The organism is Amycolatopsis samaneae, assembly GCF_039541975.1.
In the GTDB taxonomy this organism is placed as follows: domain Bacteria; phylum Actinomycetota; class Actinomycetes; order Mycobacteriales; family Pseudonocardiaceae; genus Amycolatopsis; species Amycolatopsis samaneae.
Map to the genome: position 1 here is coordinate 461290 of NZ_BAABHG010000004.1, position 16576 is coordinate 477865.

12 protein-coding genes are annotated in these 16576 nt (G+C 71.1%); 3 read left to right on the forward strand and 9 right to left on the reverse strand.

Going from position 1 to position 16576, the window contains the following annotated elements:
- Positions 1 to 16: 16 nt before the first annotated feature.
- The 8 genes from ABD987_RS12255 to eccD form a co-directional block, all read right to left on the reverse strand.
- A complete protein-coding gene (locus tag ABD987_RS12255; protein ID WP_345390834.1) occupies positions 17 to 364 on the reverse strand; it encodes a hypothetical protein in 348 nt (115 codons plus the stop codon).
- 76 nt (positions 365 to 440) lie between these two features.
- Positions 441 to 851 carry a YbaB/EbfC family nucleoid-associated protein gene (locus ABD987_RS12260; protein WP_345390837.1) on the reverse strand — a complete coding sequence of 137 codons (411 nt, stop codon included), beginning with the start codon at positions 849 to 851 and terminating at the stop codon, positions 441 to 443.
- A gap of 10 nt (positions 852 to 861) precedes the next feature.
- Entirely contained in the window at positions 862 to 3141 is a 2280-nt protein-coding gene (locus tag ABD987_RS12265; protein ID WP_345390840.1) for a hypothetical protein, read from the reverse strand.
- Between the two features lie 55 nt (positions 3142 to 3196).
- Positions 3197 to 3586, reverse strand: coding sequence for a hypothetical protein (locus ABD987_RS12270; protein WP_345390843.1), 390 nt, complete (start codon positions 3584 to 3586; stop codon positions 3197 to 3199).
- Positions 3586 to 3879 (reverse strand): hypothetical protein, encoded by a 294-nt coding sequence (locus ABD987_RS12275; RefSeq protein WP_345390846.1) that lies wholly within the window; start codon positions 3877 to 3879, stop codon positions 3586 to 3588. Before ABD987_RS12275 ends, ABD987_RS12270 begins: the two co-directional genes overlap by 1 nt.
- Positions 3880 to 3894: 15 nt before the next feature.
- Positions 3895 to 4239 (reverse strand): WXG100 family type VII secretion target, encoded by a 345-nt coding sequence (locus tag ABD987_RS12280; protein ID WP_345390849.1) that lies wholly within the window; start codon positions 4237 to 4239, stop codon positions 3895 to 3897.
- Positions 4240 to 4324: 85 nt separating this feature from the next.
- Positions 4325 to 5767 (reverse strand): type VII secretion protein EccB, encoded by a 1443-nt coding sequence (eccB, locus tag ABD987_RS12285; RefSeq protein ID WP_345390852.1) that lies wholly within the window; start codon positions 5765 to 5767, stop codon positions 4325 to 4327.
- Between the two features lie 20 nt (positions 5768 to 5787).
- Positions 5788 to 7158, reverse strand: coding sequence for a type VII secretion integral membrane protein EccD (gene eccD / locus ABD987_RS12290; RefSeq protein ID WP_345390855.1), 1371 nt, complete (start codon positions 7156 to 7158; stop codon positions 5788 to 5790).
- Between the two features lie 263 nt (positions 7159 to 7421).
- On the opposite strand from eccD, the gene eccCa reads away from it, so the two are divergent.
- Positions 7422 to 11351 carry a type VII secretion protein EccCa gene (gene eccCa / locus ABD987_RS12295; RefSeq protein ID WP_345390858.1) on the forward strand — a complete coding sequence of 1310 codons (3930 nt, stop codon included), beginning with the start codon at positions 7422 to 7424 and terminating at the stop codon, positions 11349 to 11351.
- 53 nt (positions 11352 to 11404) lie between these two features.
- On the forward strand, positions 11405 to 12130 hold the full coding sequence (locus ABD987_RS12300) for a response regulator transcription factor (RefSeq protein ID WP_345390860.1): 726 nt from the start codon (positions 11405 to 11407) through the stop codon (positions 12128 to 12130).
- A gap of 186 nt (positions 12131 to 12316) precedes the next feature.
- Here ABD987_RS12300 and ABD987_RS12305 read toward each other — a convergent pair whose 3' ends face one another.
- The gene (locus ABD987_RS12305; RefSeq protein WP_345390862.1) at positions 12317 to 13096 is read right to left on the reverse strand and encodes a sensor histidine kinase; all 780 of its coding nucleotides are present in this window, start codon (positions 13094 to 13096) and stop codon (positions 12317 to 12319) included.
- 196 nt (positions 13097 to 13292) lie between these two features.
- Between ABD987_RS12305 and ABD987_RS12310 the strand changes: the two genes are divergently transcribed.
- The gene (locus tag ABD987_RS12310) at positions 13293 to 16526 is read left to right on the forward strand and encodes a right-handed parallel beta-helix repeat-containing protein (RefSeq protein ID WP_345390865.1); all 3234 of its coding nucleotides are present in this window, start codon (positions 13293 to 13295) and stop codon (positions 16524 to 16526) included.
- The last annotated feature ends 50 nt before the right edge of the window (positions 16527 to 16576 follow it).

Below are 16576 nucleotides of genomic sequence, written 5' to 3' on the forward strand. Positions count from 1 at the left end.
CCCGCCGCTCCCGGCGTCAGTGCCCTGGTCTGCCCACGTTGGTCGGCGTCGGTGTCCAGCCCGTGGTCAGCTGCTGGTTCCCGTCTTCGGTGGCGTCGAAGGTGCTCGCGGTGACGTGGCCGCTCTCCCCGGTCAGCCCGAGGTAACCGGCGATCTGCTCGACGAGACCGGACACGTTCTCGGTGCCCTTCGTCGTGTACTCGTGGTACTTTGTCGCGACCTCGTCACCGTGCCCGCCGGCGTCCTCGTTCATCCGGTGGATGTCGTCGAGGATCCTGCGCTGCTCGCTCACCAGATTCGAGAATCCGTCGAAGTTCGCGAACTTCTGCTTCAGGTCGGGCGGGACGGAGATCGGCTCGCTCATGCGATCGCCTCGCTTCGCGAGGCAGTGTTGAATCCCTTATAGCGCATGATATCCATGGTTCGCTCGCAAGCTTCGCTCACTTCCGGTCCTCGTCGAACATCGGCATCGGCATCATCTTCCGCAGCGGTTCGAGGAAGGTGTCCCACTCGTGGGCGCCGGTGGTCGAGGCGTTCAGGTCGGCCAGCCCGCGCAGATGCGGCTGGAGCGTGCTGGTGACCTGGCCGAACATGTCCCGGCGGGCCTGCTCGATCACCCTGGTGACGACGTCGGCGAGCTCGGCGGGCGCCATCGACCGGTACCGCGTGTCGTGGAACTCCAGTTTGGACAGTCCACCTTGGGCGTCCACTGTGGCCGAGACCATGCGGTCCTTGGAGCGCGCCGAGGTGGACTGGCCGGCCAGGTGCCGCTGGCAGTCCTCGATCGCCTTCTGCTGTTCGGTCAGCTCGGCGATGGCCTGGTTGAGCTGTTCCTGCAGACGGGTGTGCATTTCCTTCTCCTCAACGTCCGATGGCCGCGGTGAACCCACCGCTGTCCGTGCCCCAGGTGGTCTCGTCCTCGGCCAGCCAGGTCGTGCGCTGCCGCTCCTTGGCGTCGGCGCCGCCGCCCCCGCCCATCCCGGGCGGCGGCATCATCGGCTGCTGCCCGTTCTTGCCCGTCTCCCCGAGTGCGTGCGGCCCGGTCTCGGTCCGGAGCTTCTGCTGTTTCTCCAGCGCGTGATCCAGCGCCGAGGAGTTCGCCGTGCTCCGTTTCGACGGATCGCCGATCTCCGCCCCCGAGAACTTCGCGCCGCCCTGGGTGTCCGGGTGGAACGTGGCCATACTGCTCAGCTTGTTCTTGGTGTACGGGGTGTCCGGTACGTGCAGCGCGCCGTTCGGCCCGAACATCGACTGATGGTTCGGGTCCACGACCTGCCCGCCCGGCCCGATGCCCGAGCCCGGCGGCAGGTAAAGCCGCTGGTTGTTCCCGTCCTGGTAGGTCGACCCGTCCGGCCACCGCAACGCCGTGTTGTGCTGGAGTTTCGACCGCGGATCGACGTGCAACGGGTTGCCGTCCGACCCGGTCACCCGCGAGCCGTCCGGGCGGGTGACGGTGCCGTCCGGGTTGACGTGCGAACCGTCCGGCACGGTGAGCGGGTTCCCGTCCGGGCCCCGCACGACCTGGCCGTCCGGGGTGAGGAGCGAGCTGGTGCCACCGGCCGTCGGGTCGAACAACTGCGTGCCGCCGGACTGGTTCGGCCGGAGCACCGAGTCCTTCGGCACCGTGAGCGGCTGCCCGTTCTTGCCGGTCACCGGCGATCCGTCCGGTTTGACCACGGTGCCGTCCGGGTTGATGCGTGAGCCGTTCGGGACCGTGATCGGTGTGCCGTCGGGATAACGGACCTGGTTGCCGTCCGGGCCGATGATCGAGCTGGTGCCCGCCCCGCCCGGATCCGGGTTCTTCGAGCCGAACCCGCCACCGCCGGAACCGGTGCCGATTCCGCCGGGGCCGAAGTGGGTGGTGGTCGGCCCGATCGGTGGCGGGGTCTGGTCCTTCGTGTTCTGTCCGGTGGGCAGGTTCTGTCCATTTTGGTCATTTTGACCGCCGTGGCCGCCGGTTCCGGTGTCGCCGTCGCCCGTGTCCAGGTCGCCGACGTCGCCGTCGCTACCGTCGCCGTTCTGGCCGTGTTCGCCCCCGGCCCCTGTCCCGGTGCCGCCCGTGCCGGGCGGCAGGTCGCCGTTCCCGCCCGTTCCCGTGCCCTGGCCGCCCGAACCACCGGTGCCGTCGCCGGTGCCGGTTCCCTTGAAGGGGTTGTCGGAGCCAGTGCCGGTGCCGTCCCCTGTGGACGAAGGTGGCTTGGTCGTCGGCGCGATCTGTCCCATTTGGACGGGCACGATGCGGTTCACCGTGACGCCGTACGCGCTCTCGGTCGCGTTCATCAGGGATTCGGACAACGGGTCGAAGGACCACGCGTAGTGGTTGAGCCACCGGTTCTTGGCCTCTCGGTCCAGTCCGGTCTTGAAGCTTTCGTCCCAGATGCCGCCCCAGTTGGAGGTCACATTGGCCCAGTTGTTGGTGATGTTCCAGTTCACTTCGGCCTTGAGCCCGGAGTTCAGCAACGCCTGGTGCACTGCCTCCCTCGGGTCGTGCAGCGGGGTGCCCCGCCACGCGATGAACTGGTTGAGCAGGCCGACGACCTCGTTGCCGAGCGTGTCCCGGCTCCGGTTGAGCGCGTCGATGAGCAGCGGATCGGCCAGCCGCCTGCCGAACTCACCGAGGCGCTTTCCCGCGTTCTCCAGAAGGCTCTGATAGGTCTTGGCCGCCTGGCCTTCCAGATCCCCGCCGGACTCCACCTGCTTGGCCTGTGACGCGAGCTTCCTGCTCCACTGGTCGAGGAACGTGCTGATATCGCCCAGCATCCGCGCCGCGTTGGTGAAGCTGGGCCTGCTGACCACGCTGTTGCCCTCGGGTGGGTGGACCAGCGGGTCGAGGATCTCCGAACCGATGTGGAGGATCTTCGACCAGTGCCCGTCGGGGGCGTTGAGCTTGCCCCAGTCGAGGTTCGCCCAGACATAGCCGGAGCGGGTCTGCATCCGTCCGTTGATACTGGCGGTTGTGTCGAACGGGATGTAGACGTCCCAGGTCGCCGCCGGATCCTTGCCACCGCCACCGTGGCCGTCGTTGTCGGTGACACCGACCGCGGCGATCCACGACTCCGAACTCGGCCCGGCGAACTCGTCACGGTTGACGACCTTCTGCTCTTTCGGGACAAGAGCGGTCAGCGCCTGTTCCCAACCCATGACAGCATCCTCCGGAAGATAGGACTTACGCGGCCGTCAACCGCGACTAGTGCGCTCAGGCGTGGCCGCCGAGACCCGAATCGGTCTGATACTGCTGAACCGACCCGAAGTTCTCCTGCTCGGTGTCCTGGGAGTTCTTGCCCCAGTTCTCGAGTGCGTCGACCCAGCCGAGCACGGTCTTGCCGGACAGATCCTTCAACTGGTCCGAGGCCGATTTCGCGAAGGCGGCGAACTGGGTGGTCAGCTGGTTTCCCATGGCCGACGATCCGGCCTGCACCGTCGAATCCGGGGTACCACCCCCGACGCCGAAGCGCTGCAGGGCGAGGATCGCCGGATTCGACGTCAGATCGGCACGAAAGTCCGTCAGCTGCTTCTTCTGGTCGGCCACCGCCGACTCCGAGAAGGCGATGGTGTCCCCACCGTGGTGTCCCTTTTCCCCACCCATCAGCGCTGGAATTCCGCGGCGTTCTTGATATCGGTGCGCTGGATCGCCTCACGCATATTGGTGAGAATGCCGGTGCCGTGGGAGAACTGCGCGTTCATCTGCGCCTGCGCGTTGTTGATGGTGTCCTGCTTGATCTTCCACTCGTCGCTCCACTGACCACCGGTCTGCTGGACCAGCTTGGTGATGTGGCTCTTCAGATAGTCGATCTGCCGGGAGATCTTGGTGCTGATCTGCTGCATGTCGTGCTCGACCGCCTGGACGTTGGTCGGCTCGATGTACTGTTCGTCGTTCACGAAATGCTCCTCGGTTCAGCTCAGCGCGTTCTCGTAGGACGCGCCGACCTCCGGTGTGGTCTGGAAGCCCTGCGTCAGATCCAGGTTCTGGTCATCGGCGGTACGGAAGCTGTTGATCGTGCCCTGCAGCTTGGCGATGATGTCGTCGAACTGCCGCTTCACCAGCTGGTAGTTCTCGCTCCACTGCTGCACCTTGTTCTGGTACTGCAGGGCGGAAGGCGACCGGTGCATCTGCTGCAGGTGCGAGCGGATGTCGCTGACCCACATGCTGGTCTGGTTCATCTGGTTGGCGTGGTTCTGGATTTCGCCGATTCCGCGTGCCAGTTCGGAATACGGAACACTGATGTTCGGCGTAGTCACCTTCACTCCTTTGCGATGCCGAAGAGCTGCCGAGAAGAACCTAAGCCGGACCCGGAGTCCGTGCCATATCCCAGAAACGGGGACGTCAGCACCGCTTCGCGGCCGTCACCGTCACCCCGGTGACCGGTTTGCCCGCGACGCCGGGATCGAGCGCGTTCCCGGTGGGCAGCTGCCCGGTGAGCAGCGCGGGCATCCGTACCTGGGGCGCGCCCTCGTAGCCGAGCTGCTTGAGTGCCTCCGCGCCCGGCACCGGGTACGCGACGCCGTTGTCCGCCACCAGTGAAAGCGCGTCGCTCGCTCCGTCCCCTGTGGACACACTGCGCACGAGCACCCCACTGCCCGGCGCGATCGCGATCCGGTCGGGACCGGCGCAGGACAGCGCGACGCCGGGCAGGGCCTTCGGCGGTTTCGCCGCGTCCGTCACCTCCCTGCTCACCAGCAGGGTGCTCGTGGACAGGCGTTCGCCGGACGCCGTGGCCGCGCACAGCGCGGAACCGGGATCATCGCGCCGCAGCGCCGGCGGCGTCTCGGGCAGTGCCCCGTCCCGGGTCAGCTGGGCCTTCGCCGAGGGCGGCGCGGCGTGCGCGGTGACGTCCCCGGCGCCGATGGGCCGGACATCGACCGGATGTCCGCCGTAGGCACCGCTCTGCGTCTTCGGGTCGCCGCCGATCAGGGCGAACAACGCCGGGGTGAGCGGCACCAGCCCGTCGGAGCGCAGCAGGTACGGCTGCCCGGCGGTGTCCTTGAACAGCTGCCCGACGACGCTGGGCCGTCCGGCGAGGGCGGGGCCCGCGCCACCGCGGCCGGGGACCTCGGGGCCCACCAGGTCCGGGCCGGACGGCAGCGCGTTGAGGAACCCGGCGGGCACCCGGACCGGGTCGGCCGTGCCGTAGCCGAGCGCGGCGGGCCCGCCCGCGGCCGGGTCCATCCGCAGCTTCTGCCCGGACCACACCAGGAACACCGCGCCGTCCGGGCCGGACACCAGCAGCGCGTCGGCCGCGGTGAGCGGGCGCCCGTCGGCCTCGCCGACGAGCAGGGTGTAGTCGCGCGGCCGGCCGTCCTCGCGCGGCGCAGCGCAGGAGAGCCACGGCGCGGAGCTGAGCGCGGCCGCGCCGGGCAGCCCGTCCGGGGCGCCGGGGATCCCGATCGGCGTGCCGCGTGGCGTCCCGGCGAGCGAGTTCGCGGAAACCTCCTGTACCGCCAGCGACGGTCCGGCGAGCAGCTTCGCCGAGGCCTGGTTCAGCACCGGGTGCAGCTCGCCGCCGAGGTAGATCCACCGGGCGCCGCTCTCCCGCTCGACCACGACCGTGCCCGCCTGCTGCCACGAGGTCGCGCCACCGGGCTTGATGAGTCCGAACAGGACGGTGCCGAGTCCGATGAGGACGGTGACCGCGACGCCGATCGCGATACCGCGGCTCGTCCGCCGCTGCGGGGTGTCCGGGATGTCGGGGTCGGCCCGCAGCATGCCCGCGCTGAGCCTGCCCATGATGAACATGTGCGCCTGAACCTGGTCGCGTCGGGACCGCACGGCCGTTCCTCCTGGAGTCGTTATCCGTTGATGGCGCGGAGAAAGCCGAAGACGCCGAGCACCAGCAACGCCATCGGCAGCAGCGCGACCGCGAACAGCACGTGCACCACGTCGGCGATCCGGCCCCAGTAGGGCACCATGCGCCGTCCCGGCACCGTCCAGCCCGCGACCATCAGCGCGGCACCGGCGAGCAGCACACCGGCGACGAGCAGGAACCGGCCGGTCAGGTCCAGCCGGACGGCCTGGGTGACCGTCAGCGCGACCAGCCCGTAGGCACCGGGGAGCACGACGGCGAGCCGGGTACGGAGGCCGCCGACCTCGCGGCCGTGCAGAAGCAGCAGGGCGCCGAGCAGGCCCGCGAGCACCGCGGGCGCCCAGCCCCCGGCGGTCAGCAGGCCGGTGATCACCGCGGCGCACACGACCCCGGTGGCCAGGAACAACGCGGTGAGGTAGCGGTCGGCGACGGCACCGCGGTCGAGGACCGTCCGGCTGGGGTGCGGGTCGATGCCCTCCTGGAGCTGCTCGGCGGTGGTCGGCAGCGGCGGCATCTTCAGCCCCGCGAGCCGGAACGCGAGCCCGGGGAGGAACGCGCCGAAGAGCACCGCCAGCACCGCGGTCACCGCGAACGCCGGGGCGACCTCGCCGGTGAGCAGCATGACGCCCGCGGTCAGCACCCCGAACACGCACACCACGAGCACGCCGAGATGGACGTGCGGATGCGTGCCGGACGCGACGAGCGCGAGCACCACCCCGCCCGCCGCGGCGGTGGCGGAGGCGAGCAGCAGCGCGGACGGGGCCGCCGCCGGACCGGGCACGAGCAGCCCGGCGAGCGCGAAGAAGGGGACCGCCGCGACGCCGTACAACGTCCCGGCCACGGCGTCGCCGACCGCGCGGGACGCCGAACCCGAGGCGGCGAGCAGCAGCACCGCGACGACGATCGCCGCCGACGCGCGCGGCAGGATCGGCCCCGGCAGCAGGATCGCGGACCACGCGAGCGTGGCGGCCACCAGCGCGAGACCGTGCAGCAGCCACTTCGTCGCCGCCGGGCGCCAGGCGCCGGGCCGGTCCCGCAGCCCGGCGCCGATCCCGTCGACGAGGTCGTCGAAGTGCACCGCGGGAAGGGCGTCCTCGCGCGAGCGCAGGTACAGCACCTGCCCGTCACGCAGGCCGAGCGCCTCGGGCGTCGCCTCGTCGTCGAGTGGTTCCCCGCCGAGGTCCTGCAGCACCCAGCCGCCGTGGTCGAGCCCGGCCTCGTCGAGGTCGTTCCCGGCGTAGCCGACCATGGTGGGCACCAGGTCGGCCAGCGGCACGTCGGCCGGGACCGCCAGGTCGAAGCTCCTGCCCGGCGCCCGGATCGACAGGCGGCACAGGCCCGCGACGGTGCTGTTCACTCCACACTCCCGTTGTCCACTGTGGACTCTTCGGTCACCCCGGCGGGTCCGGCCGCACCGAGGGACGCCTTCGGTGCACTGACCGCGCCGAGGGACGCCCCTGTCGCACTGAACGCACCAAGGGCGTCCCTCGGTGGGTCCCCGCCGGGAGAACGCTAGCCGGACGCACCACGCTTGTAACGTCGCCGATTTACGGGACCTGTTTCCCCGCACCACCCCGTGCGATTCTTCGCCGGCCAGTACCGACCGGAAAGGACACCGCCGTGAGCGTCGTGCTGTTCCGCCGCCCCGAACGGCAGCCGGGGCCGCCGATGCCGTCCGGGGAGATCAGCCTCCAGGAGCCACCCGAACTGCCCGAGGTCCAAAGTGGCTTCAGCGGCGTCATCACCTACCTGCCGATGGCGCTGTCCTCGCTGGCGATGGTGATGATCTTCCTGCGGCCCGGTTCCGGGGCGGGCGGCACGCTGATGTACTTCGCCATCGGCATGATGCTGCTCGCCGCCGTCGGCATGCTCGCCGCGCAGTTCCTGCGCGCCGCGTCCGACCGCAAGCGCCAGATGTCCGGCGCGCGCCGCGACTTCCTGCGGTACCTGGCCCAGGCGAGGAAGAAGGTCCGGGCGACGATCGGCGACCAGCAGCGCGCGCAGGCCTGGCGGCATCCGGCCCCACCGGCGCTGTGGTCGCTGGTCCGCACGTCCCGGTTGTGGGAGACCCGGCCGGAGCACCCGGACTTCGGCGAGGTCCGGATCGCGGTCGGGGACCAGCAGCTGGGGACCCGGCTGTCCCCGCTGTCCACCAAACCGGTCGAAGACCTCGAACCGCTCTGCGCGCACGCGCTGCGCCGGTTCATCCGGGCCTACGGCACGGTGCCGGACCAGCCGATCGCGGTGTACCTGCGGTCGTACGCGCGGGTGCTGCTGCGCGGCGACGCCGAGGTGGCGTGCGGGCTGACCCGCGCGATCCTGGCCCAGCTGGCGGTGTTCCACGCGCCGCGGGACCTGCGGATCGTCGTCGTCGGCAAGGAACACGCCGCGTGGTCGTGGACGAAGTGGCTGCCGCACCACCTGCACCCCGCCGACACCGACGGCGCGGGCCCGGTGCGGCTGGTCGCCGAATCGGTCGGCGAGCTGGAGGGCCTGCTCGGCGAGGAACTGGCCGGGCGCCCGTTCTTCGACCGCGACGCCGTGCCCAGCCAGGACGAGCCCTACACGGTCGTCGTGCTCGACGGCGCCAGCACCGCGCACGGCAGCCGGATGGCCGGCGCCGGGTACCGCAACGTCACGGTCATCGACCTCGGCACCGCGCTGGACTGGCAGTCCGACGCGCGCACGCTGCTGCTGCGCGTCGAGAGCGGAAAGGCCGAGCTGGTACGCACCGAACGCGGCGGCAAGGAGACCGCGACGCCGATCGGCACGCCGGACACGCTCGGCCCGGCTCGCGCCGCGTCGCTCGCGCGGCTGCTCGCGCCGTACCGGCTCGCGGTGGCCACCGACAGCACCGAGCCGCTCACCACCGACTTCGAGCTGACCACCCTGCTCAACATCCTCGACCTGCGCGGCGCGGACCTGGCGAAACTGCACGCCCGGCACGCCGGCGCGGCCCGGCTGCGGGTCCCGATCGGGGTCGGGGCCGACGGTTCCCCGGTCGAGCTGGACCTCAAGGAGTCCGCGCAGGGCGGGATGGGACCGCACGGGATGCTCATCGGCGCCACCGGTTCCGGGAAGTCGGAACTGCTGCGGACCCTCGTGCTTTCCCTGGCACTGACGCATTCCTCGGAGACGCTGAACTTCGTCCTCGTCGACTTCAAGGGTGGCGCGACGTTCCTCGGCCTCGACCGGCTGCCGCACACCTCCGCGGTGATCACCAACCTCGCCGACGAGGTCGTGCTCGTCGAGCGCATGAAGGACGCGCTGCACGGTGAGCTGATCCGGCGGCAGGAACTGTTGCGCAGCGCGGGAAACTACAGCTCGGTGCTCGAATACGAGACGGCGCGCGCCGGGGGCACACCGCTGGACCCGCTGCCGACGTTGTTCGTCGTGGTCGACGAGTTCAGCGAGCTGCTCGCCGCGCACCGCGAGTTCATGGACCTGTTCGTGATGATCGGGCGGCTCGGCCGCAGCCTCGGCGTGCACCTGCTGCTCGCCTCCCAGCGGCTCGACGAGGGCCGCACGCACCAGCTCGAATCGCACCTGTCCTACCGGATCGGCCTGCGCACGTTCTCGGCCATGGAAAGCCGTGGTGTGCTGGGGGTTCCGGACGCCTACCAGCTGCCGCCGCAGCCGGGCAACGGGTTCCTCAAGACCGATGTGGACACGCTCACCCGGTTCAAGGCCGCCTACGTCTCGGGCACCTACCGCCAGGTGCGGCGGGAAACCCGGCAGTCGATCGTGGCGCGGCAGATCGTGCCCTACACCCCGGCCTATGTCCCGCCACGCGAACTCCCCACAGCCGAGGAGCCCGAGATCGAGGAGACCGGGGAGACGCTGCTGGGTGTCGCGGTCACGCGGCTCGACGCTTCGGGCCCGCCCGCGCACATGGTGTGGCTGCCGCCGCTGGACGTCCCGCCGTCGCTGACCGAGCTGCTGCCCGCGCTGACCAGGTCCGCCGAGCGCGGACTGACCACAGTGGACGCTCAGGAGCGCGGGATGGCCGTGCCAGCCGGGGTCATCGACCGGCCCTTCGAGCAGCTGCGCGAACCGCTCATGGCCGATCTCGAAGGCGCGGGCGGGCACGTCGCGATCATCGGCGGCCCACAGAGCGGCAAGAGCACGCTCGTGCGCACGCTGGTCACCGCGCTCGCGCTGATCCGGACCCCGCGCGAGGTCCAGTTCTACTGCCTCGACTTCGGCGGCGGCTCACTGACCGCGTTGACCGGGCTGCCGCACGTCGGCGGCGTGACCGGCAGGCTCGACACCGAACGCCTGCACCGCACGATCAAGCAGGTGACCTCGCTGCTGGCCGAACGGGAGCAGCGGTTCGCCGAGCTGGGCATCGAGTCCATCGCCGACTTCCGCCGCCGCCGCGCGGCCGGGCGGCTGCCGGAGCAGGAGTACGGCGACGTCTTCCTCGTCGTCGACGGCTGGGCCACCATCCGCCAGGACTTCATGGATCTCGTACCGACGTTCACCCTGCTCGCCGCGCGCGGGCTCAACTACGGCGTCCACCTGGTCGTCACCGCGACCCGGGCGGGCGAGGTCACCAGCGGGCTGCGTGACCAGCTCGGCACCCGGTTCGAGCTGCGCCTCGGCGATCCGGTCGAGTCGATGATCAACATGCGCGCGGCGGCGACCGTGCCGAAGATCCCCGGGCGCGGGCTGACCGAGGACAAGGCGCACTTCCTCACCGCGCTGCCCCGGCTCGGCGCCGACGAGGACCCGGCGGCGGGCTCGGCCGCGCTCGTCCACGCGATCGCGCAGGCGTGGCACGGACCGGCCGCGCCGCCGGTGCGGACCCTGCCCGCGGTGCTCGACCCGGCGGACCTGCCGCCCGCCGAGGGCGCGCTCCGGATCCCGCTCGGCCTGTCCGGCGAGGACATGAACCCGCTGTGGCACGACTTCACCGAGCACCCGCACCTGCTGGTCGTCGGCGACGACGCGACCGGGAAGACGAACCTGCTGCGGCACGTCGCGCGCGGGGTCGCCGCCCGCTACACGCCGGAACAGGCGCGGATCACCTTCGTCGACACGCGCCGGCAGCTGTTCGACGCCGTGCCCGAGGAGTACCGGCTGGGCTACGCGGTGTCGAAGGAGCTGGTGCGCGAGGCGGTGACCGGCTCGGCGCGGGCGATGGCGAAACGCCTGCCGGGACCGGAGATCACCCCGGACCGGCTGCCGGCACGGGACTGGTGGACCGGGCCGGAGCTGTTCCTCGTGGTGGACGACCACGACCTGATCGGCACCGATCCGATGGACACCCCGTTCCACGCCCTGCTCGACTTCCTCGCCCAAGGCCACGAGATCGGCCTGCACGTCGTCGTCGCGCGCAGCGCCACCACCATCGGCCGGGCCCAGCAGGACCCGCTGCTCAGGAGGCTCGCCGAGGTCAACACGCCGGTGGCGCTGCTGTCCTGCCCACCGTCGGAGGGCCCGCTGTTCAACGACGTCCGGCCGGTGAAGCTGCCGCCCGGCCGCGCGCAGTACGCCACCCGGCGCCGGACCGTCCAGGTGCAGACGCCCTACCTCGCCGGTCACTGACTGCACACCCCCGTTACTCTCGAAGCGGTGGGCGGCAGTGACGGGAAGGTGCAGTGACCGGCGGGCCAGACGAGCGGACACAGACCGCGCCACGGAATCATCGGGTCCTGGTGGTCGAGGACGATCCGACGATGGCCGAGGTGATCGCCGGGTACCTGAGCCATTCCGGGATGCTGGTCGCCGTGGCCAGCGACGGGGTCATGGCGCTGGACAGCTTTTCCGCGTTCCGGCCCGACCTGGTGATCCTCGACCGGATGCTGCCCCGGCTCGACGGCACGCACGTGTGCCGCAGGCTGCGGGAGATCAGCTCGGTGCCGATCATCCTGGTCACCGCGCTCGGTGAGGAGGAGGACCGCATCCACGGTCTCGAACTGGGCGCGGACGACTACGTCACCAAGCCGTTCAGCCCGCGCGAACTCGCGCTGCGCGCCCAGGCACTGCTCCGGCGCGCCACCGCGCAGCCGGTCGCCGCGGCCCCGGCGCCCCGGGAACTGCGGGTCGAGGACCTCACCTTCGACCCGGCGACCCGGCACGCCACCAAGGCCGGGCGCCCGCTGCGCTTCACCAGCCGCGAACTCGACCTGCTGGAGTTCTTCTTCACCCACGCCGGCCGGACCCTGCGCAAGGACGAGCTCATGCAGCAGGTCTGGCAGTGGCAGGTCGGCGACACCGCGATGGTGAGCGTCTACGTCCGGCGGCTGCGCGAAAAGATCGAAACCGACCCCGCGTCCCCGAGGATCCTCACCACCGTCTGGGGCGTCGGCTACCGCTTCGGCTGACCCCCGCGAGTTACGCCTCCAATCACGCGAGATCTCCGCCCAATCACGCGAGATACGCATCCAGTCACGCGACATCGCGGCTCACGCACGTGCCTCGTGCCGGGCCCTCACGACCTCACGTGACCAAGGACGCGACTCACGTGATCGGGCGCGTCACTCGCGTGATTGGAGGCGTCATTCGCGTGATCAGGCGGGGAGGCGGAGGGTGAACCAGCAACCGCCGGGGACGTGGGTGGTCAACAGGTCACCGCCGTGCTGGCGGACCAGGCCGCGCGTGACCGACAGGGCCGCTTCGCCGGGTTCGGCCGCGCCGAGCGGTTCGCCGCCGGGGAGGCCGCCGCAGGCGTCGCCGACCACGATCTCGACGCCGCCGGACTCGCCGGTCTCGCCGGACAACGGGGTGACCAGGACGGTCACCTGGCCGCCCGCGGGGGTGTGCCGGACCGCGTGCAGCACGACGTTGGTCAGCGCCCTGGTCAGCACCGCGACGTCGACGGCCACGGTGGGTTCGGGCTCGGGCCGGGACTGGCGCAACCGCACCCCGCGTTCCAGCGCGAACGAAAGCGCCGTGGCGAGCGCGGAGTCGAGCAGATCGCCGACCGGCACCACGGTCCGTTCGACCCGGCCCGCCCTGCTCTGCGCCTTCGCGAGCTCGAACAGGTCACCCGCCACCCGGTCCAGCCGCCGGGAATGGTGCACGACGCTCGCCGTGTACCGCTCCGGCGACGCGGCGACGCCGTCGTCCAGCGCCTCGGCGGCGGCCCGGATGGCCGCGAGCGGGGTCCGCAGTTCGTGGGACAGCCCGGCGATCAGGTCGCGCTGTGCCTGGCGCAGCGCGTCACGTTCCCGCTCCGCCTCGGCCAGCCGCCGCGCCGAGCGCGCCGCGTCGTGGCGCAGCCTGTCGAGCTCCGCCCGCAGCGCCGCGCGCCGTCCGGCCACAGTGGACAGCAAGGCGCGGATCCCCATCCCGTTCTCCCGAGGGTCGTCATCCCGCCCATTCCACCCGCCGCGCGCGGGCGCGGCCAGTCCCGGAAACGGGGACGCGGCGGCTGCTTTGGGGGACTGCCCCGCCGCCGCCGCGCCGGGCAGACTGGACGCGCGGCTTCCACGCCCCGGCGTGGAAGCCGTGGGAAGTCCCGGCAGTGCGTGAGGAGAGTGGAGCGTGGCACGGCCCGTCCTGTCGGTCAGCCCGGAAGGCCCCGAGGGCTACCGGACCATCACCGCCGCGCTGGAGGTGGCGCGTCCCGGTTCGGTGATCTCGGTGCGCCCCGGCCGGTACCGGGAGAACCTGGTGCTCACCAAGGTGGTCACCATCACCGCGGCCGAGGGCTCCCGCAGCGTCGAGCTCTCGCCCGTCCGGGGCAGCGCCGTGCGGGTGACGTCGGAGGCCGTGCAGCTGTCCGGCCTCGTCCTGCGCGGCAAGGATTCCGAACTGCCCACAGTGGACGTCCCGCGTGGACAGGCCGCGATGGACGACTGCGAGGTCGTCGGCTCGGCGTGGACCGCCGTGCTGGCAAGGGAATCGGGTTCGCTCGCGATGCGCGGCTGCCGGGTGTCCAATTCGGCCGGTGCGGGTTTCGTGGACACCTCGGAGGCGGGCAGCGTCGTCGAGGACACTCTGTTCGAGCATCTCGGCAGCTCGGCGGTGGTCATCAGCGACCGCGCCGCCCCGGTGATCAGGCGCTGCGTGATGCGCGACAGCAGGGGAAACGGCGTCTGCGCGAACGCCGAGTCGGCGGGAACCGTCGAGGACTGCCGGATCTCCCGCACCGACAAGCCCGCCATCGCGCTGGAAGCGGGCACCGCCACGACCGTCGTGCGCACGGCCGTCACCGACGTCGCCATCGGCGCCTACCTCAACACGAGCGGCCGCCCCGTCCTTCAGGACTGTTCCTTCGTCGGCACCCGCGAGCACGGGATCGTCGTGCTCGGCGGCGATCCGGTGGTCCGCGACTGCCGAATCGGCCGGACCAGGGCACACGGGATCTTCGTCAAGGACAAGGCCCGCGGCAGTTACGAGAACCTGCGGGTGTTCTCGGCTGGCCAGGCCGCGATCCATGTCGGCGAGCTGGCCGGGCCGGTCTTCCGCGACCTCGACGTGCACGACTGCGCGCGGGACGGCGTCGAGCTCACCGACGAATGCGCCGCGGAGTTCGACAAGCTGGAGATCCGCGACGTCGGGGGCAGCGCGGTCACCGTGCGCGCCGGTGCGAACCCGCTGCTGCGCCGGGTGTCCATTGAGGACGTTCGAGGCGACGGCGTCGTGTTCGGCGGCGGCGGACGCGGCAGGCTGGAGGACTCCAGCGTCACCGGCACCGCCGGGGCGGGCATCCGGATCGGCGACGACGCCGACTCCTACGTGAGCACGACGGTGCTGCACGATCTGCCCGGCGCGGGGGTCGTGCTCGAACCCGGCGGCACCGGGCTGCTGCGCGACTGCGAGATCCGGGGCTGTGGCGGCGACGGCGTCAGCGTCGCCGAACGCGCCGAGCTGACCATGTCCGGCAGCGGGATCCGGGACAACAAGGGGCACGGCGTGCTCGTCGCCTCCGGCGGACGCGGCACGCTGACCGGCTGCGAACTGCGGGGCAACGCCCGCGACGGCCTGCGTGTCGACACCGCCGAGCCGGTCGAGGTCACCGACTGCGTCACGGTCGGCAACGGTGGTGCCGGGATCGGCCACCCCGGCGGCACCGAGCGGCTGTCCGTGGAAAACCTGGACAGCAGGGACAATCGGGTGTCCGGTGTGGACGGTGCGCCGGAAGGTGGTGGCGCGCTGGAGGAACTGACCTCGCTGGTCGGGCTGGACGGCGTCAAACAGCAGGTCGCCACCCTGATCGACCTGAACCAGATGGCCAAGCGCCGTCAGCAGGCCGGGCTGCCCGGGCTGCCGATGAGCAGGCACCTGATCTTCGCGGGCCCGCCGGGCACCGGCAAGACGACCGTCGCGCGGCTCTACGGCACGATCCTCGCCTCGCTCGGCGCGCTGCGCAGCGGGCACCTCGTCGAGGTCTCGCGGGCGGACCTGGTCGCGCAGATCGTCGGCGGCACCGCGATCAAGACCACCGAGGCGTTCACCAGAGCCCTCGGCGGCGTCCTGTTCATCGACGAGGCGTACACGCTGACGGCGCAGGAACCCGGCAACGGCCCCGATTTCGGCCGGGAGGCGGTCGACACGCTGGTGAAGCTCATGGAGGACCACCGCGACGACGTCGTGGTGATCGCGGCCGGGTACTCGGCGCAGATGCACGGGTTCCTCGGGTCCAACCCCGGTCTCGCCTCCCGGTTCAACCGCACCATCGAGTTCGACAACTACGCGGTGGACGAGCTGGTCACCATCGTCGAACGCACCTGCGACGCGCACAGCTACCAGCTGGCCGAGGACACCCGCGCCGCGCTGGCCGAGCACTTCCGGCGGATGCACCGCGGCCCGGACTTCGGCAACGGCCGCGCCGCGCGCAAGCTGTTCGAGGAGATGATCGACCGGCAGGCGGTCCGGCTCGCCGCCCAGCCGGGCGCCGATGAGGAGGAACTTTCGCTGCTGCTGCCGTCGGACATCAGCGAGGCCGCCGCGCGGCCACCCGAGGAGAAATCGCCGTCGGCACTGACGCGGCTGCGGGAGATGACCGGGCTGAGCGCGGTGAAGGACACCGTCGAAGACCTGGTGAACCTGGTTGAAACGAACCGGAAGCGCGCCATGGCCGGCCTGCCGACACCGCCGATCGGCCACCACGCGGTGTTCACCGGCCCGCCGGGCACCGGCAAGACCACCGTCGCGCGGCTCTACGGCGAACTGCTCGCGGAACTCGGCGTACTGCCGACCGGGCAGCTGGTCGAGGTCAGCAGGGCGGATCTGGTCGGCAAGTACATCGGGCACACCGCGCGGCAGACCAGGGAGGCGTTCGAGCGGGCGCTCGGCGGCGTGCTGTTCGTCGACGAGGCGTACACGCTGACTTCCGCCGGTGGCAACGATTTCGGCCAGGAAGCGGTCGACACGCTGGTGAAACTCATGGAGGACCACCGCGACGACGTCGTGGTGATCGTCGCCGGGTACACCGGCGAGATGCGGGAGTTCCTCGCCTCGAACGCCGGACTGGGCTCGCGGTTCGCCCGCACCGTCGTGTTCACCGACTACGCCCCCGCCGAACTGGTCGACATCGTCACCCGCAGCGCGGCCGACAACGGGTACGACTGCGGCCCTGACCTGCTGACGGCGTTGCACGAGCACTTCGCCGCGATCCCCCACGACCGTTCGTTCGGCAACGCCAGGTACGCGCGACGGCTCCTGGAGTCGGCGATGACCCGGCAGGCCGGGCGGATCACCCGGCTGGACACCCCGACCCTGGACGACCTGCGCCTGCTCCGCGCCGAGGACCTGCCCGTCCCGGTGGGCTGAAGGACGCCTTCAGTGCATTCGGCCCCCTGTTTCCGGGACTGTCCCCTGTG